The 21184-nt window shown below is 41.1% G+C and carries 20 protein-coding genes and 1 tRNA gene; 6 read left to right on the top strand and 15 right to left on the bottom strand.

The genetic code is table 11. The features are described from left to right. Window positions 1-26 precede the first annotated feature (26 nt). Complete coding sequence (atpD, locus tag SFU91_12650; GenBank protein ID MDX2129874.1) at window positions 27-1421, bottom strand: F0F1 ATP synthase subunit beta; 1395 nt, start codon at window positions 1419-1421, stop codon at window positions 27-29. Window positions 1422-1461: 40 nt separating this feature from the next. Next, window positions 1462-1534, bottom strand: a tRNA-Thr gene (locus SFU91_12645). A 401-nt stretch (window positions 1535-1935) separates the two neighbouring features. Between SFU91_12645 and SFU91_12640 the strand changes: the two genes are divergently transcribed. Next, window positions 1936-3252, top strand: coding sequence for a UDP-glucose/GDP-mannose dehydrogenase family protein (locus tag SFU91_12640; GenBank protein ID MDX2129873.1), 1317 nt, complete (start codon window positions 1936-1938; stop codon window positions 3250-3252). An 85-nt stretch (window positions 3253-3337) separates the two neighbouring features. Beyond that, a complete protein-coding gene (locus tag SFU91_12635) occupies window positions 3338-3922 on the top strand; it encodes a Yip1 family protein (protein ID MDX2129872.1) in 585 nt (194 codons plus the stop codon). A gap of 27 nt (window positions 3923-3949) precedes the next feature. On the opposite strand, the gene aroA is transcribed toward SFU91_12635, so the two are convergent. The 5 genes from aroA to umuD all read right to left on the bottom strand — a co-directional run bounded on the left by aroA (window position 3950) and on the right by umuD (window position 8399). Next, window positions 3950-5281, bottom strand: coding sequence for a 3-phosphoshikimate 1-carboxyvinyltransferase (aroA, locus tag SFU91_12630; protein MDX2129871.1), 1332 nt, complete (start codon window positions 5279-5281; stop codon window positions 3950-3952). 77 nt (window positions 5282-5358) lie between these two features. Beyond that, complete coding sequence (rpsU, locus tag SFU91_12625; protein ID MDX2129870.1) at window positions 5359-5556, bottom strand: 30S ribosomal protein S21; 198 nt, start codon at window positions 5554-5556, stop codon at window positions 5359-5361. A gap of 38 nt (window positions 5557-5594) precedes the next feature. Then, complete coding sequence (locus tag SFU91_12620; GenBank protein MDX2129869.1) at window positions 5595-6311, bottom strand: hypothetical protein; 717 nt, start codon at window positions 6309-6311, stop codon at window positions 5595-5597. Window positions 6312-6432: 121 nt separating this feature from the next. Then, window positions 6433-7815: a pyridoxal-phosphate dependent enzyme gene (locus SFU91_12615; protein MDX2129868.1), complete on the bottom strand. Its 1383-nt coding sequence runs from the start codon at window positions 7813-7815 to the stop codon at window positions 6433-6435. 158 nt (window positions 7816-7973) lie between these two features. Then, window positions 7974-8399 carry a translesion error-prone DNA polymerase V autoproteolytic subunit gene (gene umuD / locus SFU91_12610; protein MDX2129867.1) on the bottom strand — a complete coding sequence of 142 codons (426 nt, stop codon included), beginning with the start codon at window positions 8397-8399 and terminating at the stop codon, window positions 7974-7976. A gap of 212 nt (window positions 8400-8611) precedes the next feature. Here umuD and SFU91_12605 point away from each other — a divergent pair, with 212 nt between their 5' ends. The 4 genes from SFU91_12605 (at window position 8612) to SFU91_12590 (ending at window position 14641) form a co-directional block, all read left to right on the top strand. Next, a complete protein-coding gene (locus SFU91_12605) occupies window positions 8612-10921 on the top strand; it encodes a TonB-dependent receptor (protein MDX2129866.1) in 2310 nt (769 codons plus the stop codon). A 136-nt stretch (window positions 10922-11057) separates the two neighbouring features. Further along, complete coding sequence (locus SFU91_12600; protein ID MDX2129865.1) at window positions 11058-12203, top strand: histidine kinase; 1146 nt, start codon at window positions 11058-11060, stop codon at window positions 12201-12203. Continuing rightward, window positions 12200-13114: an NAD-dependent epimerase/dehydratase family protein gene (locus tag SFU91_12595; protein ID MDX2129864.1), complete on the top strand. Its 915-nt coding sequence runs from the start codon at window positions 12200-12202 to the stop codon at window positions 13112-13114. Before SFU91_12600 ends, SFU91_12595 begins: the two co-directional genes overlap by 4 nt. A 45-nt stretch (window positions 13115-13159) precedes the next feature. Continuing rightward, on the top strand, window positions 13160-14641 hold the full coding sequence (locus tag SFU91_12590) for a tetratricopeptide repeat protein (protein ID MDX2129863.1): 1482 nt from the start codon (window positions 13160-13162) through the stop codon (window positions 14639-14641). Here the strand turns inward: SFU91_12590 and SFU91_12585 are convergent, their stop codons facing one another. The 8 genes from SFU91_12585 to SFU91_12550 form a co-directional block, all read right to left on the bottom strand. Next, the gene (locus tag SFU91_12585; protein MDX2129862.1) at window positions 14642-15319 is read right to left on the bottom strand and encodes a DUF4159 domain-containing protein; all 678 of its coding nucleotides are present in this window, start codon (window positions 15317-15319) and stop codon (window positions 14642-14644) included. A gap of 23 nt (window positions 15320-15342) precedes the next feature. After that, the gene (locus SFU91_12580) at window positions 15343-15666 is read right to left on the bottom strand and encodes a YciI family protein (protein MDX2129861.1); all 324 of its coding nucleotides are present in this window, start codon (window positions 15664-15666) and stop codon (window positions 15343-15345) included. 57 nt (window positions 15667-15723) lie between these two features. Further along, entirely contained in the window at window positions 15724-16131 is a 408-nt protein-coding gene (gene mce, locus SFU91_12575) for a methylmalonyl-CoA epimerase (GenBank protein ID MDX2129860.1), read from the bottom strand. Then, on the bottom strand, window positions 16125-17132 hold the full coding sequence (locus SFU91_12570; protein ID MDX2129859.1) for a GNAT family N-acetyltransferase: 1008 nt from the start codon (window positions 17130-17132) through the stop codon (window positions 16125-16127). The genes mce and SFU91_12570 overlap by 7 nt, the downstream gene beginning before the upstream one ends. 39 nt (window positions 17133-17171) lie before the next feature. Then, the gene (locus tag SFU91_12565; protein MDX2129858.1) at window positions 17172-17777 is read right to left on the bottom strand and encodes a bifunctional nuclease family protein; all 606 of its coding nucleotides are present in this window, start codon (window positions 17775-17777) and stop codon (window positions 17172-17174) included. 216 nt (window positions 17778-17993) lie between these two features. After that, window positions 17994-18959 carry an electron transfer flavoprotein subunit alpha/FixB family protein gene (locus tag SFU91_12560; GenBank protein MDX2129857.1) on the bottom strand — a complete coding sequence of 322 codons (966 nt, stop codon included), beginning with the start codon at window positions 18957-18959 and terminating at the stop codon, window positions 17994-17996. A gap of 74 nt (window positions 18960-19033) precedes the next feature. Beyond that, window positions 19034-20806: a 2Fe-2S iron-sulfur cluster-binding protein gene (locus SFU91_12555; protein MDX2129856.1), complete on the bottom strand. Its 1773-nt coding sequence runs from the start codon at window positions 20804-20806 to the stop codon at window positions 19034-19036. Between the two features lie 36 nt (window positions 20807-20842). After that, a complete protein-coding gene (locus SFU91_12550; GenBank protein MDX2129855.1) occupies window positions 20843-21163 on the bottom strand; it encodes a hypothetical protein in 321 nt (106 codons plus the stop codon). Between the last annotated feature and the right edge of the window lie 21 nt (window positions 21164-21184).

Genomic DNA, 21184 nt, shown 5'->3' with positions numbered 1-21184 from the left:
GTTTGGTGTCTATGTGTTACCCAATATTAGTTACCCAAAGTTTTGGCCTTTTCAATTGCGTCTTCAATTGTACCTACAAGGTGAAACGCCGCTTCAGGAAGATTATCGTGACGGCCTTCCAAAATTTCTTTAAAGCTGCGGATAGTATCTTCAAGTTTAATATACTTACCGGGCATACCTGTAAATTGCTCGGCAACAAAGAATGGTTGAGATAGGAATCTCTGAATTCTTCGTGCTCGATTAACGGTTGCTTTGTCATCGTCAGAGAGTTCATCCATCCCCAAAATGGCAATAATATCTTGAAGATCTTTGTAACGCTGAAGAATTAGTTTCACCCCTTGAGCAACTTCATAGTGCTCTTTTCCAAGAATATTGGGGTCAAGTATTCTTGAGGTTGAATCGAGCGGGTCAACAGCAGGGTAAATCCCCATTTCAGCAATTTGCCGTGAGAGCACGGTTGTCGCATCAAGGTGAGTAAAAGCTGTTGCAGGTGCCGGGTCTGTTAAGTCGTCTGCAGGAACATAAATTGCTTGAACAGAAGTAATTGAGCCCTTATTCGTGGAGACAATTCGATCTTGCAAAGCGCCCATTTCTGTAGCGAGGGTCGGTTGATAACCGACAGCGCTTGGCATACGACCAAGCAAGGCCGATACTTCAGAACCTGCTTGAGTAAAGCGGAAAATGTTATCGATAAAGAGAAGCACATCCCGATTTTCTTCGTCTCTGAAATATTCACAAATGGCTAATCCCGTCAATGCAACTCTTGAACGTGCACCCGGTGGTTCATTCATTTGACCAAATACGAGCGCTGTATTTTTAATAACATTGGATTCCTCCATTTCAAGCATCAAATCATTTCCTTCGCGTGTACGCTCACCAACTCCGGCAAATACTGAATAACCATTATAAAATTTAGCAAGATTATTAATTAACTCTTGAATGATAACCGTTTTACCTACTCCCGCACCTCCGAAAAGACCCGTTTTTCCTCCTCTTGAATAAGGAGCCAAAAGATCGATCACCTTAATTCCGGTTTCAAACATTTGCACACTTGTGGAAAGGTTTTCGAACAAGGGTGAAGGACGGTGAATCGAATATGATTTATCGGATTGAACAGGACCTTTTCCATCAATGGGTTCTCCAACGACATTCAGCAATCTTCCTAACACTCCGCTTCCGACCGGCGTACTAATTGGCTTACCGGTGTTAATCACTTTCATTCCCCGAACCAGTCCTTCCGAGGCATCCATTGCAATGGTTCTTACGCGCTCTTGACCCATATGCTGTTGAACCTCTAAAACTAATTTTTCACCATTAGGCCTGTTTACAACCAAAGCGGTTAGAATTGATGGAAGATCTCCATCGAGAAAATCAACATCGACAACCGGGCCGATAATTTGGGCAATGACACCTTCTTGCATAAGAATGATTCAGTTTAAATAAATTTCAAAACTTTACTTGAGCCACCCAAGGGACTTGAACCCTCGACCTGCTGATTACGAATCAGCTGCTCTACCAACTGAGCTAGGGTGGCATTTGAATCCCGAAAATCAAGCCTTCAGTTGTTCGGGAAAAAAACCTTCCCCACCCAAAATCGGGAATCGTGAAAAAAACAGGGCACAAAAATAGACTTTAAGCGTCTCTTTTGCAAATAAAACCAAGCCTCCTTTACCCTAAATCGACTCTATCCAATTTCTGAAATTTCTCCTTTTTCTTAGGATTGATTCCCGTTTTGTAACTGATATCGGCTCAATTGATTTATTTATCGGCACTTTATGCCGTTTCATCGATTCACAAGCGCCAAGGGAGAATTTTTCTCGGATATTTGCACATGTTCATTTGTGAGTCATATCGCATTGATGTTTCTCGAATTCCTTATCTTTGCGGCTTATTAAAACTCACCCGTAAGTTTTTTCAAACTATTTAATTCATTTTATGGGCTTAAATGTTGCTGTTATTGGAACCGGTTATGTTGGATTAGTGGCCGGTACCTGTTTTGCCGAAACCGGAAATAATGTTATTTGTGTTGATGTCGTGAAAGAGAAAGTTGAAAAGCTTTCGAATGGTGTCATTACAATTTTTGAACCGGGTCTTGAAGTTATTTTCAAACGCAATCTTCGTGAAGGGCGCTTGCATTTTACGACGGATTTAAAATCGGCCGTTGAATCCTCACAAGTCATTTTTTTAGCGTTACCGACGCCTCCGGGTGAAGATGGCTCAGCAGATTTGAAGTATGTGCTTACTGCCGCTCGTGATATTGGGAAAATCATGAATGACTATAAAGTCATCGTTGATAAAAGTACGGTTCCGGTTGGTACCGCTGAAAAGGTTCACAAAGCGCTTTCAGAGCATGCCAAAGTAGAATTTGATGTGGTTAGCAATCCTGAATTTTTACGAGAAGGGGTAGCTGTTGATGACTTTTTAAAACCTGAGCGGGTTGTCATCGGGAGTTCCTCGGAGCGCGCAATTGCGGTTATGAGAGAATTGTATGAACCCTTTGTCCGCCAAGGCAATCCGATTTTGGTGATGGATGAGCGAAGCGCTGAAATGACAAAATATGCCGCAAATGCGATGCTAGCATTGCGCATATCGTTTATGAATGAAATTGCGAATGTTTGCGAACGCGCCGGCGCTAATGTTGATCATGTTCGCCGAGGAATCGGTACAGATTCAAGAATTGGAAAACAATTTTTATATGCCGGAATCGGTTACGGAGGAAGCTGTTTTCCTAAAGATGTTCAAGCTTTGATTAAAACCTCTGAAGAGTTTCATTATGACTTTAGAATTCTGAAAGCCGTAGAAGATGTGAATTATGCACAGAAGCACTCAATTGTCACAAAACTTGATCTTCATTTTGGTGGCAAAGAAAATCTGAAAGGAAAGCACATTGCACTTTGGGGATTAGCCTTTAAGCCAAACACCGATGATATTCGAGAGGCACCGTCTTTGGTAATTATCGATCATCTTCTTGAACGAGGCGCCAAGGTTTCTGCTTACGACCCGGAAGCAGCGATGAAACATGTCCAAGGGATATATGGCGATAAGGTTCAGTTTGCATCGAGCGACTATGAAGCCCTTGAAGGTGCAGATGCATTGGTGATTGTCACAGAATGGAATGAATTTAGAAACCCGGACTTTTCAAAAATGAAATCGTTGATGAAAGCTCCGGTAATTTTTGATGGTAGAAATGTCTATGATCCTCAAAAAATTAGATCAATGGGATTCATTTATTCAAGTGTAGGAAGACAGTAATTCATCATCCCCCAATTCCCCTTTTTATGAATCGCAAAGACTTGTAACTGGGTTTAGACTGAGTTCTAAATTGAAATAGAATGAAATGAAAGTAAGAGAGCTTTTTGGCAGAGTTTTTACGATTTTATTTCGGTCGAATGTGGCTTGGAAAAAAATTCATGAGGAACCGGTTTATGATTCTCAAGACCTTCTGCGTGATTACGCCCTTCCATTGATATTTACGACCGTTTTTTTTCGGCTTGCGTTTTATGGCGGTAGGTATCAAATTTCCTTAAAAGCTGTTATTTATACCCTGATTGCATTTGTGATTTTGATGCTCTCCCTCTTTGTCACAAGCAGTTTTATTCATCATCTCTCTCCAAGGTTTAGATCTACTTTGGATCGATTAAGCGCAACAAAACTCAGTGTTTATGGCTCTACCCCGATTTGGGTAATCCTTTTCTTTTCAGGAACCTCACCAGCCACTTTAGCAGGGTGGTTATTTATCCCAATCGGTTTTGTTTATTCTCTTTATCTATTCTCAACTGGGGTATCAATTATGATGAACACGCCAAAAGAGCGCGAAGCCGGATTTTTAGGAGCGATTTCCATTACCCTTGTTACCATTTATGCAATCTCTTTTTTGCTTCTCAAAGGAGCATCTCGGGCTTTGCTTGAATTTCCGATTTAAATTTTACTTTGTTTGCTCTAACATCAGTTAAGCAACCTTCAATTTTTTTATGACATTAAAAAAGTTTGGAAAAGAAACCGGGATGCTGGCCGTTTCAGATAAATCAATTAATTCACTTTTCGCAACTTTAATAATTTCAAACGCCATTGCAATTCTATGGTCGTGAAAAGTATTAATGGCTACACTTGTTTTTGGTTCTCGATCTCTTTTGATGACCTCGAATCCCTCCGGCCACTCATTACAAATGAATCCCATCGCTTGAAGATTTTGAACTAATGCAGAAATTCTATCGCATTCTTTTGCGCGCAATTCTTTTGCATTCGTTACAAAAAAGGAGCCCGTTGAAAATGCTGAGAGAACTGAAAGCATTGGAATTTCATCAATCACATTAGCTACTTCTGTAGGGTCTTCAAGCCTTAGAGGAGAGGCGATTTTTTGATTTGAAATAATGATATCACCAACCTGTTCTCCAGATTCAATCCGTTTGTTTTCGAAGGTCAGATTAGCACCGCCTCTTTTTACCACTTTTAGAAATCCGGTTCGGGTTTGATTGAGACATACATTACGAATTGCGATATGAGCTTGTGTGGCAAGCAAACCTAATGCAACAAGAAAACATGCAGCAGAAGGATCTGCCGGAATCTTAAATGGCTTCGCTTCAATTTGAAACGGACCTTGAATTGAAATTATTGGCGGTTCAATGGGTGAATCATTTTGATCATTTTGATTGATTTGGTTTTGAATCAGTCCCAACATCAGTTCCGTGTGATTTCGGGTTTGAAGTGGTTCTTGAATTCGTGTTTCACCCTCAGCATGAAGTGCTGCAAAAATAATTGCCGATTTCACTTGTGCAGAGGCAATCGGAAGATTGAATTCTGATGGTATGAGATTTTTTGTGCCGCAGACTTGAACCGGTGCTGTTCCGTTGGGAGAGAGTGAGATTTGAGCACCCATTTGCATCAAAGGCCCTTGAATTCGTTTCATCGGCCGCTTCATCAAAGAGGCATCGCCGACAAGCGTTGTACAAAATGGTTGGGCAGAGAGAATTCCGGCGAGCATACGAATCGTTGAGCCGGAGTTATTGCATTGTAGATATTTTTTTGGCTGCTTAAAGGACCAAAGCCCTTCGGAGTGGATTTCAATGGAATAAGGCTCTTCGGGGCTTGAGAGATTTCGATATTCTCGAATCGTTAGTCCCAATTCTTGTAAAACAGTTAAAGTGGTTTGATTATCCAAGCCTGTCGAAAATCGCTCGATATGTGTCGTACCTTTTGCCAATGCTGCGATTAGGGCAGAGCGATGGGAAATTGATTTATCGGAAGGGAGATCAAGTATTTCTCCTTCAAAACGGTGTGACATTTTCTGAAGTTGTGAATGAAATCTGTAAAAAAAAAGTCCCGTTCGAAGCGGGACTTTTTAACCATTAAGTAAAGAGCTTAAGAATTTGCTTCTTCATTTGCCCTTTGAGCCCTCCGCTTAGAGCGTGAATTCTTGAGGCGAGATTCCACAGAATCTTTTGTGAAATAAGTTCTTTTACGAAATTCTTTCAAAACTCCGGAACGCTCGTACTTCTTTTTGAAGCGCTTGAGCATTTTATCGATAGTTTCGTTATCTAGGATTTGAACGCCGACCAAGTTAGCACCTCCTTTCGAGTCTATTTAATATTAATAATTTATCGTTTCAAAGTTCGTTTCAATTTCAGGCGTTTTTTGCTTTCACCGTCATCTGAAGCTGCGCCACCACTTCGTGGCACATTTTCTAAAAATTGTTTAAGTCCTATTCCTTCGAATTGAACCATAATAGTATGTGATCCACTTGCAGTGGTTTGCTTTGAAGTTACCACGCCGATTTTATCAAGCGCTTTGTGATAAATTGCATCACCTACTACATAAATCCCTTGAGGGGAATAAGCGACACAGTCTTCGGGCTTCAATTCTTCAAGCTTTTTACTGCGGTCCACTTGAATTCTCCATTCTTCAAAAAGCTGAACTTGCCCACAGACTTGACACTTTAGCCAGTACTTCTTATCCTGAACCTCAGTTGTTTCAACTTCATGATCTTTATGCTCTGCCGGTTTCCACTCACCCACGTAAGTTCTTGGGGTTGGTGCGTTGCAAATATCGCAGTACAACGGTTTCACCTTTCCGGCTAAAATCCACTCCTTCTTATCCGATTCTTTCGAAGATTTGGAGCGCGATTCGTTCACTTTCGCTTTAGCAACCACTTTGCCTTCTGACGATTGCGGTTTCGATTTTGAAATTTCTTTGGCTTTAATTGCTTTAACTACAATTGATTTTTTTTGCTGACCATTTGAGTTTGATAATGCCAATTTTTTTGGCGATTTATCCTTCAACTCTTTGGATTCCTTTTTTGAAATTACTTTTTTCACGGTTTGGTGAGTCAAATAATTGAGACTGCCCTCCCCTACGATAAGTAAAAGGGCGTGAATATACAAAAAACCTTACTAAAAATTTGAATTATGACAAGTTCAGACAGAATTTGAATTTCGCTTACGCGGTTATAGCTGCAATTAGATCGGAACGGGTCAAAATGTGAAACTCGTGTGAAGCAAAGTCGCCGATTAATACGGCATTTGTTTCACGGCTAAGTTCTTGAGTTAAATCTGCAAGTAATGTTTCTGGGGCATGAATAGGGAAGGCCTTTTCCATATACCCAATAACCTTGTTATTTTTGGCAGATTCATCGCGAAGTAAAATGTTCAAAATTGTTTTTTCGGAAATGCTCCCGATAGGCGCGCCATCTGATATGACAGGAACTTGAGAGATTTCATGATGCTTCATGAGTTCAAAAGTTTCGAAGAGCGGCGTTTCCGGGGTAACATAAATTAAATCAGCAACTTTTTTTGCTCTAAGAATATCATAAGCGGTCAATTCCGATTTACCGGAAGCAAAGGGCTGAATAAAGTTGTTTTCTTTCATCCATTGATCGTTGTACATTTTGCTAATGTACCTTTCTCCTGAATCGGTAATCATAGCAACAACTACTGCAGAACTTGGAAGTGACTGTGCGATTTGCAGCGCGGCAAAAAGCGTTGCGCCGGACGAGCCTCCTGCGAAAATTCCTTCCATTCTTGAAAGTTTACGGCCGCAGTTAAAGGCATCGAGGTCGCTGACTTGCATTACGTCATCAAGAACGGAAAAGTCAATTGTTTTTGGAATCTTTGATCCACCCATTCCTTCAACTTTGTAGAGACCCATTTCCGCGGGCATTTTTCCTGATTTAAAGAATTCGCGATAAGCTGAGCCGATTGGGTCAACAGCAATGACTTTGATATTAGGGTTTTTTGATTTAAGGAATCGTGCAATCCCTGTTGCAGTTCCCCCTGTACCTGCCGCGGCAAAAACGTGCGTCACCTTTCCTTCGGTTTGTTCCCAAATTTCACGACCGGTTGTTTCGGAATGAATTCTTGGATTTGCGGGGTTTTCAAATTGATTAGGATAAAAGGCGTTCGGAACTGTTTTTGCTAGATGCTCAACAACACTGTACACACTTCTTGGGTCTTCAGGCTTTACGGCTGTTGGTGTAATAACAACTTCAGACCCCAATGCTCTGAGTAAATCAATTTTTTCTTGGGAAACCTTATCGGGCATTACAAAAATGGACTTATATCCTTTTACGGCGCAGACAAGCGCAAGACCGATTCCTGTATTTCCGGCTGTCCATTCAACAATTGTGGCTCCCGGCTTTAAGAGGCCCTTTTGTTCAGCCTCCTCAATCATCGAAACTGCGATACGATCTTTGATACTGCCACCGGGGTTTGTGGTTTCAATTTTTGTCAAAACGGTTGATTGAAATCCTTTGGTAATTCGATTTAATCGGACGAGGGGCGTATTCCCAATAGTTTCTAAGATGCTATTATGCCACATTGTCATTGTCTTTTTCGGTACTGCTTTCAGTAGGTTCGATTCAATTTGAACCAAAGGCAGAAAGTTGTGTAAATGTCTTGTGAGTTAAGAAAAGTCGGGCTTTTATGCAAATCTCTATTTCGAATTATGCAATGAATCAAATGGGGAAACTTTTCATTCTTTTCTTACAATGCTTTTTTGATGACATGCGTTACTACTCCCACAATACGAAAATCCATTTCGTGATCGATACGAATCGGGTCATACTTCGGATTTGCCGGTAGAAGGAACATTTCAGTGTCTTTTATCATCAAGCGTTTGACGGTAACCCCATTTTCAACTGAAGCAATAATAATTTTTCCGTTGCTTGGCTCTTCTTGAGTATCTACAATCAGAATATCGCCTTCAAAAATTCCTGCATTCACCATTGAATCTCCTGAAACTTTGACACAGAAGACCCCTTTCGAATGCTTAACAAGAGAAGCATCGAGAGAAAAGAAAGTATCGACATAGTCATCGGCAAATTGCGCGGCACCGGCTCGAACCAAAGAGGCAAAGAGTGGCACCTCTACGATTTCAGAACTGAATTCTAATTCATCAACAATTTTCATATTAGTCGGGTTTTAGTTTTAAGAAGATAGAGTTCCTTTTGCGCAACACCAAATTCCTAGTGAATTGCACTAGAAAAAATTCTTTACCGTTCAATCTCTCTTTACTACCGTTCATCCAAAAGATTTGCCGTTCAGGCTATTTGCACAAGAAAAATGATTTCTGAGCGTGATTTTTGTTCGCGGTTTTATTTCGTTAACCAAAAAAGAAGATTATGAAATATTTCATCAGTTTGTTTGTGGCATTGTTTATTTCGGGAGCGATTTTTGCGCAAGAGACGGGAGTTATTGAAGGGCAAGTTCTTGACCGAGATACACAGCAAGAAATCATTGGAGCAAAAGTTGAAGTTGTTGGAACAAAACTTGGAACCATCACCAACGCTTTCGGTACATTTCAGCTCAAAGGTCTAACTCCGGGTACCTATCGATTAAGAGTAACAGCACCTGAATATAAATCCACAATACGGAGCGATGTGCGGGTTGGAAGCACACAGAGCACAAAACTATCAATTGAATTAAAGATTGATTCTTATGCGCAAGGTGAGGTGGTTATTACAGCGACGCGTTCCTTCGAACAAAAGGAAGACACCAGAGTGAGTTCGAATGTGTTGACACAAGAAGAAATTCGCCGTGCGCCCGGGTCTGCGGAGGATGTCAGTCGAATGGTACAAGTTTTACCGGGAGTTGTATCGGGTTCTGATGCAAGAAACGATATTATCGCGCGGGGGGGGTCGCCATCTGAAAATTTTCTGATGGTGGATGGAATTGAGGTTCCTAACATCAATCATTATGCGGCACAAGGTGCTTCCGGCGGGCCGATTGGAATGATCAATGTTGATTTTTTAAACGATGTCAATTTTAGTGCCGGAGGATTTGGTGCGAAGTACGGCGATCGGCTTTCTTCCATAATGGATATTAAGTATCGAGACGGCGATAAGCGCGATTTTCACGGCAAGTTTGATATGGGGCTCGGCGGATTTGGGGCAATTGTTGAAGGCCCGATTCAAACTGAAAAGAGCTCTTTCCTTTTTTCAGCGAGGCGGAGTTATTTGGATTTAATTCTTGGAGGAACCGGATTAACCGGCGTGCCTAATTATTGGAATTTTAATTTAAAGGGAACCTTAGAACTTTCTCCAAATCATCAACTTGCTTTAATTGGGTTGGGTGGTATTGATCAAATTCGATTTAAAGATTTTAGCAGCGATAATGTCGCCGCGGTTTCGAATCAAGATTTGAATTACGACGCGTGGCAATTTGTCGCAGGAGTTTCTCATCGCTGGTTGATTAGCAACACCACTTTTGTGCGAACTTCTGTTTCGACGAATACTTACTATCGTGATGTTCGCGGAGATAGTGTTTCACTGAATGCTTCAAATGAAGAAATTGGGCGAACGCTTGACTTTCGTAATGAATCAACCGATCGTGAAAATGTCTTGATTCGTTCAGATTTCTCGCATCGCATTTCTCCGCTTGACCTTGTGGAAGTTGGTTTGGTGATGAGGTCGATAACAAGCAATAATGATATTTTTTTAAGGGCCGGAACTGATGCGTCCGGTTTCAACCCCAATATTTTTATCAACCAAACGACCAATGCATTTAAGGCAGGCGCTTATACTCAGTACACGAGAAATTTTGGTACTCAATTCAGCGTCACAGCGGGAGTAAGATGGGATTACTTTGATTACATCAGTGATCAGCATGCATTCTCACCGCGAATTTCAGCAACTTATGAAATCAGCGAAAACCTAAGGTTCAATGTGGGAGGAGGTTTATATCAACAAGCTCCTTCGCTTTTTTGGCTCATTGCCGACGAGCGGAATCGTCAAGTTGATTGGATGAAAACTTATCAAGCTGTTGCGGGTTTTGAATTTTTCCCGGACGAAGATCTTAAAATTTCGGTGGAAGCATACACAAAAGAGTATCGTGACTATCCTATTAGCGGTGTAAATCCGCAGTTCATTTATTCAAGTGCCGGCGCCGGATTCGATAATCGATTCGAATATATTTTTACCGGTTCAAACGGTTATGCCCGCGGGATTGAATTTTTTATTCAAAAGAAATTAACCGACAAGTTTTATGGGATGCTCAGTTACGGATTTTCAGATATTCGCTTCGTTGATGGCTTCGGTACGGAGCGTTCAAGTGCTTTTGATTACCGTCATGTTCTTACCGCTATTGGAGGATATAAAATTACAGATGCGCTTGAAGTCTCGGCGAAATTCAGATTTGCAGGAGGCCGTCCATACACGCCTTTTGATTTAGCGCAATCTCAATCCTTAAATCGTGGTATTTTAGACTACGCCAATACAAATTCCGCGCGATTTAATGACTATCGGCGGTTGGACATCCGTATTGATTATCGTTTCAATTTAGTCGGTTGGAATATGCTATTCTTTATTGACTTACAAAATGTGGCAAATTTTGAAAATGTTGAGCAAATTATCTGGAATAACAAACAAAATCGCGAAGATCGATTATTACAGTGGCAGTTTTTACCTGTTGGCGGTTTCAAAGCGGAGTTTTAATTCAATTCAAAGGCAATAAAGACGAGTTATTCTTTTAAGAACCCTTGCGATAAAGCGATTGTGGTTGCAAGCTTGGGTCACGTTTCATCTTGTAAGACAAATTCATCGTTTTCAAAATCAACTTCAATCAATTTTTATGTTTGAAAAGAAAGAGAATCAAGATCGCGTCGAAAGAGAAAGTGACCCTTCTTCCCACTTTCTCCTTTTTCCAAGAACGGGTCGGCAATGGTTAATAGCCGTGTTTGTAATGCTATCAATTGCAATTTTAGCTAATGGTTCGATAAATCTTATCAAATGGATTTACGGTGTAACAGATGATACCGACCCAATGTGGAAGGGTTTTCTGATGTCCATTGAATACACTGTCATTCTTTCGATGATGCAGTTAATCACAGGCGAGTTAGCATCAAAGTACTTTCCGCTCCGAAATCGTATTCATGTCATTTATCACATTTTGATTCAAATTCTTTCTACTGTCGTATCCATCTATATTGCACGTGAAATTGAAATTATTTTCATAGGCTCTTGCGTCCTTCCGGCTGAAGTATTTACAGCGGTAATGTCTGTTTCCGTGATTTTTTCCATCATTGGGAATTCTGTCTATTATCTTATTTATTTTTACCGTGAAGCTAAAGATGCGCGACAGCGTGCATTGGAATCGGAGTTAAAAGCACTTCGAGCTCAAATCAATCCGCACTTTTTATTTAATACCCTCAATTCTATTTCTGCACTTATCACCTTGAAACCGGAGGTTGCAGAATCGGTTACACAAAATTTAGCTGACTTATTCCGTTACAGTCTTCGCTCCTCTAAGCATCCCTTAGTTTCACTAAAAGATGAAATTGATTCTGTTCATCTTTATTTAGACATCGAAAAGGTTCGATTTGGGGAGCGACTCCGTTCGTCTGTGATTGTTGATCAAGATTTAGAAAATGCATTGGTTCCAAGCCTCATTTTGCAGCCACTCGTGGAAAATTCAGTTAAGCACGGTGCAAATAAAACGGAAGGGCAATTTTTTATCCACCTTACGGTTTTGAAAAAAGACTCTGAAATTGAAATCATCGTTCATGATTCCGGTGAAGGATTCGACCTGACTTCAAACATCGATTACTTCTCTAAAGGCACCGGACTTCAAAATGTTCGTGAACGACTCCGATTGACTTATAAGGGTGAAGCACGCTTCCATCTTGAAAAAAATGCGGTTATTCTCAATTTTCCATTTATAGAAATTTCTTCAACATCTCCCGAATTAATTTCTACACTTAAATCCACTCCTTTATGAATACCATTTTGGGCGCCGGGGGTTCGATTGGAATTGAACTTGCAAAAGCATTGGCAAGTTATTCCGCCCCAATCCGTTTAGTTTCGAGGAATCCAAAGAAGGTTAATCCAAGCGATACGCTGATGACTTGCAATCTGCTTGATGCAAAACAAACCGAGGACGCCATAAAAGGATCGACGGTTGTTTACCTTACCGTAGGGCTTCCCTACAAGACCTCGGTTTGGCAAGAATCTTGGCCATTGGTGATGAAAAATGTGATTGATGGATGCAAAAAGCATCGTTCTAAACTTGTCTTTTTTGATAATGTTTACATGTATGGATGGGTGGAGGGGAAGATGTCGGAAGACACGCCGTTTAACCCTTGTAGTAAAAAAGGTGAGGTTCGGGCAAAAATTGCCACAATGATTCTTGATGAAATTAAAGCTGGGAATCTTACGGCTTTAATTGCAAGATCGGCTGATTTTTTTGGGCCGAATGTTCAGAACAGTTTATTGCAATCGATGGTCATTGATAACTTCAAAAGGGGAAAACCTGCACAGTGGTTTTGTAATGCAGAGGTCAAGCATGTATTCACCTTTACACCCGATGCCGCTGTCGCGACGGCATTGCTTGGAAATACGCCTTCAGCCTTTCAACAAACGTGGCACTTGCCTTCTCCTGAACCTATTTCCGGTAAGGCGTTGATTAATATCTATTCCAAGGTTATGCAAGCTCAACCGAAAATCACCATTATTGGCCCAACGATGACGTCCCTTTTGGGATTCTTTATCCCAATTCTCAAAGAATTCAAGGAGATGCTTTATCAATATGAACACGATTATTTATTTGACAGCACAAAGTTTAAGCAATCCTTTTCTTTTCAACCCGTGACTTACGAAGATGGAGTCCGTTTAAGCCTTAAGAATTCTTGAGGTAAATTGAGAGGTACAAAAGTTGTTTGCTTAACCAATTGTTTTATGAATTTATACTCTCATCTTCTGCTGATGCGTTCTCAACGCGTTTATTTTTCGGTTCTGATTTTTTTCATTTACACCTTCACTCCGTTATTTGCTCAAGAGTCGCTTGAGACAAAACTTCAAACAGGGAAATTGCTTCTTGATAGAAATGCTTTTCAGGAAGCAATTCAGGTATATTCGGAAACTCTCTTAAGAGATAGCAGCGTTGTAGAGGCTTACCTGAAAAGGGGCTTCGCCAAACAGCGGATTATGGATTCACTTGGCGCACTTGAGGATTTTAACCAAGCCATTCGATTAAAGCCCGAATCTGCAGATGGCTACTTTTACCGCGGTGTTTTCTATCTCGAACGAGCCTCCTACTTTGCTTCATTAGCCGACTTTGTAAGAGCCTCAAAGCATCAACCCAACAACCCAAATATTTGGTACTATCAAGGTTTTCTTAATGCTCTTATTGGAGACCACTCGATCGCTATTGAAAATTTTAAGAAAACGATTTCTCTCTCTCCCGATTTCACCGGCGTTTATTTTGAATTAGGACTCTCTTTGCTAAAGCTATTGCAGTATGACGAAGCCTACGTTGCCTTTGAAACCGCAAACCAAAAAAAAACTGATGCGGAGAATTACCTTTATCTTGGGTTAATTTGTTATGGACAAAAACGGTATGAAGAGTCTATTCAGAATATCTCAGAAGCCATTCGATTAAAACGGCGAGATGTGTACTTTTATCATCGAGCGATGTCTAAAATCAGGCTAAAAAAAATATTCTCCGCTCTACCCGATCTTGACAGTGCCATCATCTTAAACCCCCGCTATGCCGTCGCATATTTTTACAGAGGAAGTGTCAAAATTGAAATGAAATTGATAAACGAGGCCTGTAAAGATTTTGTAGAATCTCGTCTTTTAGGGTATGTCGCCGCTGAAACTCTGCTTGATGAATATTGCAGTTCAGAGGGAAACCCTATTGTCTCGAATTCATCATCAAGCTCTTCAACCAATGAATTAAAGGATGGCGAATATATTGTTCGTGCAGATCCTGCGGCATTTCAAGAAGCCGTTGCGATTTCGAAAAAGATTACAAAACTTGGTTTCAATGTTGTTTCAAATGCATCAATTGCCCTAACCAATGGAAATATCGGTTTAGCACGATCCCGGCAGGCGGAAAGTGTTTTAATCACACCCGATCTTTGCAATTCATTTATGCTAAACACGATGAGAAGTGGACAGATAACACTAGCTTGCTTGAATTATATCCTTAAGCAACAGGCATTGGTGATGAGAGATTCAACCGTTTCAGAAATATCGCTTGAGATTAATCAACGGGTTCAGGAATTCGAGTATATGGGCATTGGCACAGGGCAGGATTCAAACTTTGCTCGCCGTAGAGAGTTACTTGGCGAAATTAATTCCTTTTTGTTAAGGCTTGATGGCTATTTAAAGAAACTTAATACCATATCCGGATCGGGTGCTGTTCCCAAGAAATGATTAGTATGAAATCGCGAAGAGGATGATATTCGTGCCTATTCGAAAGGCTTCTTCGCGCTTTTCGGGAGAGTCGTTATGAACATCAATGTCTGCCCACCCGTCACTCGGGTTACTTTCATACGAGTAAAAAATCACCATTCGATTTCCGATAAAAGCCCCCATTCCTACGGGGGCTTTGCCGTCGTGCTCGTGAATTTTCGGAAGTCCGTTCGGAAACTTGTAGAACTTGTTGTAGATAGGGTGAGTGTAAGGAATTTCAACCAAAGGGCTTTCAGGAAGAAGCCGTTTCATTTCACGCCTAAAGCTCTTATCCATTCCGTAATCGTCATCGGCATAGATAAACCCTCCTGCATTGAGGTATGCACGCAGATTAGCAAGTTCAGATTCAGAAAATTTGATATTCCCGTGCCCGGTCATAAAGAGAACGGCGTATTGGAATATTTGCGGACTTGAGGCATCGACCGTTTCTTCCTTTTCCGGCGTAACGACACCTGTTTTTTCTCGGATAAATCGCATCAAATTTGGCACTGCCGAGGGGTCATTATACCAATCGCCCCCACCGGCATACTTTAATCGAGCAATCCGAAATGAAGAAGGTATTTTTTGGGAAAGCCCTAAACTCACATTGAGACTCAAGAGTAGCAGAAAACCTATGATAAAGCGGCCCCAGTTCGGCATGAGCTTATTCAGTCCACCCATTATTACTTAATGGCTTTTTTGAAAAATGCATCGAATTCCGGCGAGCGGCGAGGAAAGTCTCCGGGCGTAAATTCGATAAGCGAATACCGTGCAATTCCAAGATGGACTAAGGGATCTTCTTCGAAAAGTGTGGTTGCTTGGGCCAGAGAACTGGCTTTCGCCAAAATTAACCCTCCTGTCGGTGGAAACTGGCGACCCGATGCTAAAAAAGCACCGGATTCATAATTTCTAACAAGCCACTCACTATGTTTTGAATAATGAGCTTCTACCTCAGAAAGTGGTTTTAAATATTCGCCTACGGCAACAAACATTTTTTGATCACTCATAACCTTTGCAATTGAATTTTGAAGCCAACTTTTTTTGCCAATTCTAATTCCAATAGGTTACCTTGGATCGCCAACCAATTCAATCAAAACCCGGCTTGTCCCTTTCGGATTAATAAAACTAACGACTTTTCCTTCAGCACCCGGGCGTGGTTCATTTAGTACTTCAAATCCTTTACTTCCAATTCGTGTCACTTCTTGATGGATATCGGTTGTCTCCAAAGCAAGGTGATGAAGCCCTTCACCTCTTTTTTCTAAAAATTTTGCAACCGTACTTTCCGGTGAAAGTGGTTCAAGAAATTCGATTTTTGTATCGCCAATGGTCAAAAAAGCCACTTTAACTTTTTGAGCTTCAACGACCTCTTCACTGACATGAGCCACGCCTTCATCGATGAGCATTTTGTAGGTTGAAAGTGTTTCAGCAATGCTTTTCACTGCTATCGCGATATGATCAATTCTTTTTACCATAACTTGTTACTCCTGTCAGTGTTATTAAAATGCTTGATAAATGTGCTTCTGAGTATTCCGGTTGAGCAGAATTTTTCTTTGAATTCGATTAGTGAATATGCCGGTGTCATTTGGTTTTCTGCGGCGGTATTTTGAGAAACACCAATATCAACGTAACGAAATTTTCGTTGAATTGCCCACTTGGTCACTTTATCCATCACATAGTGGATCGGGTGTAGATAATTGAATTCGTAAAGCAACATATTGTAAAAACAAAGGGTCACCTGTTCATTACTATCAAAAAGCAACGAGCCACCGATCGCTTTTCCTTTATAGCGAACCAAAAATAAGTGAATGGAATTGGGGAAAAATTCTTTGAGTCTTAAAATTTCTTCAAAAGTGTGGGTGGGCTTTGCATTATGTCGGGCCTTATTTTCGAGCAAAATTGGATAGAACTCCTCAAATCCCTTTTGATTTTGAGCAAGTTCAACAATGAGGTCTTGATTCCGCTCACATTGATGAATATAGCGCCGTGCTGTTGGTGAAAAATGCGCTGTAAAGTCAGACGTTTGCTCAAGGGGAATAGCATGAGAAATATAATGACGCTCAAAGTGATATCCTTTGTAAGCCAAAGCATAATCGAGGTTTTGGGTCAGTTTTTTTTGGTAGATAAAGGGTGCAGTGGTTAATCGAATCTTTGTTAACCCGCTACTCACCGCATAGTTTGTGAGAGCATCGACAATCGGCTCGTGCTCATGATACTTCATATCCTTCACCACCAACCCGCCGTAACTTGCCCCAATGGGTGACTCTAGGCAAGTATTTTCTTCGGTCAAAGCCGCGGGCAGAACGGCAACAAGTTTTTCTCTTTGAAAGAAAAGCAAATGATGAAACGCAAAACGATTTTCGGGGTGATAGTCTAAAAACTTAAGTCGATGAAATAAGGTACCGTTATTTGACTCAGCGACAAAATTTTCCCAAAGTTCGTAATACTCCGGGCTGTAAGGAACGACACGAATCATTTGGTACTGACTACAATTTTGAGGATTAATCCTTGGCGGTTAATTGGCTTCTCCACCGAGTTTTTTGATTTCATCTCGAATTCGGGCGGCTTTTTCGTAATCTTCCTGTTGAATCGCCTCTTTGAGTTGTATATTTAATTCGTCAAGTTTATTGGTATTGGGTGCAGGGGTTGTAAGTGCCGGAGTCCCTGATTTCCGCTCCACGCCAATCCCAAACCCTGATTGCGATTCTCCTTTTTCATCAATTATTCCTGCTTCGTTCATGACTTCTTCTGAAACGAAAATTGGGGCGTCGCACCGAACGGCAAGCGCGATTGCGTCGCTTGGGCGAGCATCAATTTCATGAATCATTCCTGAAAGTTCACAAACCACTTTAGCGTAAAATGTTTCATTACGAAGTTCATCTATCATCACCTCCGAAACGGTAATGCTGAAGGTTTCCGTTAAGGATCGAATTAAATCGTGTGTGAACGGTCGAGGAGCTTTAATGTTTTCAAGCTTCAAGGCGATTGCTTGAGCTTCAAAGCCGCCGATAATGATCGGGAGTTTTCTTTTCCCTCCAATTTCAAATAAAATAAGTGCATAAGCCCCTTGGTTGTGGGGGCTTGTTGAAAGCCCCAAAATATCAACTTGGATTTTCTTCATAGGTAAATGTTCAAATCGTCACCAAAATCGATGAATCAATTGAACGGATAAGTTACTTAAGGAATCGCTAAAATGGAATCTGAATTTCAGCCCGATTTTTTCTTCACTTATTGAATTCAAAAACGAACTTCTTTAATGGTAAAAAAGCCAATCTTAATTGTTTCTCTGAATTTGACATAACTCGTTAATCTAAACCAAAGAAATTCGTTTCGTCAATCAGTTTTGCAAAATTTTCTTGAATTCTTCGGTCAGGGCAGGAAGCACTTCGAGCGCATCGCCGACGATTCCGTAATCCGCGATTTGAAATATTGGCGCATCCTTATCTTTATTGATAGCTACAATAACCTTCGAGGCAGTCATTCCCGCAAGGTGTTGAACAGCACCGGAAATTCCCACTGCAATGTACAGCTTTGGAGAAACCACTTTTCCAGTTTGCCCCACTTGCTCTTCATGAGGTCTCCATCCTGCATCGACCACCGCCCGACTTGCACCAACCGCCCCACCAAGCGCATTTGCTAAATTTTCAACCAGCACAAAATTCGATGGTTCCTTTAACCCGCGGCCGCCACTGACGACAATATCCGCTTCTGAAACATCAAGCTTACCCGACGATTCGATAATTTCCTTTACCATCTCTTTCAAATCGGCAGTTTCAGGGTTAAAAGCAGAAACTGTGATCTCAGGCTCTACCGGTGTTTCAACTTGTGGAAATACATTCGGGCGAAGGGTATAAATTTTTAATTCAGATTTCAATTCAACTGTTGCTATCGCTTTTCCCGAATAGGCATAGCGTTTTGCCTGTACATTTCCATTGGTCATGAGTAACTCGATACAATCACTTGCCACACCGGCACCCAACCGAACGGCAACCCTTGGCGCCAAATCCTTCCCAAGCGATGTTGAGGCAAAAAATAAATCGGTTGCACCGGCTTCCAACATGACTTTTGAAACCAGCTTTGTGTAAGCTGAAGCGGCATAAAGTCTGAGCGTTTCATTTTGAAACACATTGACTTTCTTTGCACCATATTTTCCAAGCAAATTTGCCTGTGCCTCAATTCCATTATCGCCAATCAAAATAGCAGTTACATTACCTGATGAGAGTTCGCATGCTTTTGAAAGTGCTTCGAGCGAGGCACTTTTAATTTTTCCGCTTCTTTGTTCGATGAATACACAAGCTTTCATAAAATTTCGTTTTTCAAATTGTCATAATGATATAAAAAAGTCTAAATGTTCTAATGTCCATTGCCTTTGAATCGTTAAACAGAAACAGTCGCTCCTGATCCGTTTACTGATTGAAGTTTTATTCCATATTTTCCAATGAGTTTATAGTCTAACCCATTCAAGGCCGAATACTTTTTAGCCATACTTGCGAAGATTTCACGAGCGGTTTTATAATTAAACTCTCCACCAAGCCCAATGATGAGTTCACCGAGAATTTCCCAAGAAGGGCGAGCATCAATTTTATTTGACTCATTATTCCAGTGGTCAAATTGGGTGACATGCCGATCTCCGCGAGCCATTGCCATCTCTTTCATTAATTCGCGGTTTTGAGACTTCAACGCTTTTGCCGGCTTTGAAAGTTGAATCACACCTTCAAAATTGACATATGCCCCGATGCTTTCAGCAAAGGTTGCGGCAGGCAATACCACCGAGGCGTGTGCGGTTAATTTCGTGAGGTTAAATGGAAGTAAAATTAAAGCGTCGAGCTTGAGTGCCGAATCAAGCGGAAGAATCGATTCCATTTCATCTTCAATGCCAATGACACACTTAATTTTTCCGACTGAAATTGCTTCTGCAAGATCATCGACGCCCACACCATTTTCTTGTGGGGCAATTCCCAAAAGTCGGCACCCTTCACTGTTTGGCGTTTTATCTGCGCGGATAAGAAGCTGATCATCCTCTCCTTGGTCATGTCGAATGAAATCAAGATTTGGCGTTTTCAATATTTCAAGAGCAAGCTTTTTCGCAGTATAGTTTACTTCAAGCGGGGCTTTTGCTGAAGCTATAACGGCCACTTGCTCTGGCTTGAATTGCCTCAAAAGATGGGTCGCTTTTAGAATGGCATTTTTCCAACTGACTTTTTTTTGTGCATCCGATTCATGAATCGAAGCGCCATTTGCTCGATTTTCATTAATCCACTGAATGTTCAACCGATCTTCATCTGGGATAAAGTAACCATTTACATTTGGGTTGAAGCGTGAAGTCACGCGCATCACCTTATTATCTCTAACCCAGATGGTAATACTGTTACATCTGGCATCATTAATCGAAATGGTATCTGTGGCAGACATTTCCCAAACCCGAGATTTAAATCGGTGACTGGTGCTTGTCAGCGCACCCACCGGACAGAGGTCAATCACATTCATTGCATAAGCGTTATCATTCAGACGCGCTGGCTCAGGTGGATATGGATAATTATTCCAACCGCGTTGAACAATTTCAAGTTCATGCGATTTCGTGTATTCATCGTAAAACCTCACACAACGGGTGCAATTGATACATCGCTCTGCATCGAATGTAATTTTTTCGCCCCACGCTTCACGCTTTGGTTTGTGAACTTTTTCAAATTCATATCGGGAGCCTTCAGGCCCGTATTTGTAAGTTGTTTGCTGGAGTGGGCATTCTCCGGCTTGGTCACAGGTGGGGCAGTCAAGAGGATGATTAATCAAAATAAATTCGAGAACGCCTTTTTGTGCATCTTTCACCATTTGTGAGGTGTGATGGGTTTTAATTTGCATTCCATCTGAAATTTCAGTTGAGCAGGCTGTGATTGGTTTTGGAACCCACATTATCACAGGCTTTCCGTCTTCTCCCAATACCGGTGATTTTGTAGCGGGGTCGATTTTCGGTGTACCCATTTCAACCAAACACATTCTGCAATTTCCCGCAACTGGCAGTGCAGGATGGTAGCAAAACCTTGGAATATCGACTTGTTCGATTCCGCCTAAGTTCATTCCATCTGCAATTTGAATGATGGTCTGCCGAGCTTTGGCTTCAAATTCTTTTCCGTCGATAAATACTTTTGGCATAATTGTACTAATGAATTGAAAAAGCGGCTTCGAACCTTAGTTTCCGGTTCGAACAGAAGTGAGTTCAATAAAAAGACCCCAATTGTTTTCGATATCAAATCTGACTCTTCCTGAAAAAGTCACTCTTAGGTTATTAATTCTGTATTGATTTTCTAATGAGTCCGGGTAATAATTTTGGCCGTTATCCGATTGTAACCCGTAAAAACTTACGGAATCACTCGAAACTAAAACCACCTTACCAGATGTAGTTATGGTTTGTGTAAAAATATCATCTGATTGAAGCAGGCATCCCGCCAGCCCAAAAGAAAATAACACAATAGCCAACACAGTGGCTTCTTTCTTAAAGAATTTCTTCATAATGAAATGCCGGGAAAGTGA

It is taken from the genome of Chloroherpetonaceae bacterium (assembly GCA_033763895.1).
GTDB lineage: Bacteria > Bacteroidota > Chlorobiia > Chlorobiales > Thermochlorobacteraceae > JANRJQ01.
The sequence above is the reverse complement of the archived record's forward strand: the minus strand, read 5'-3'. Positions and strand labels throughout refer to the sequence as shown.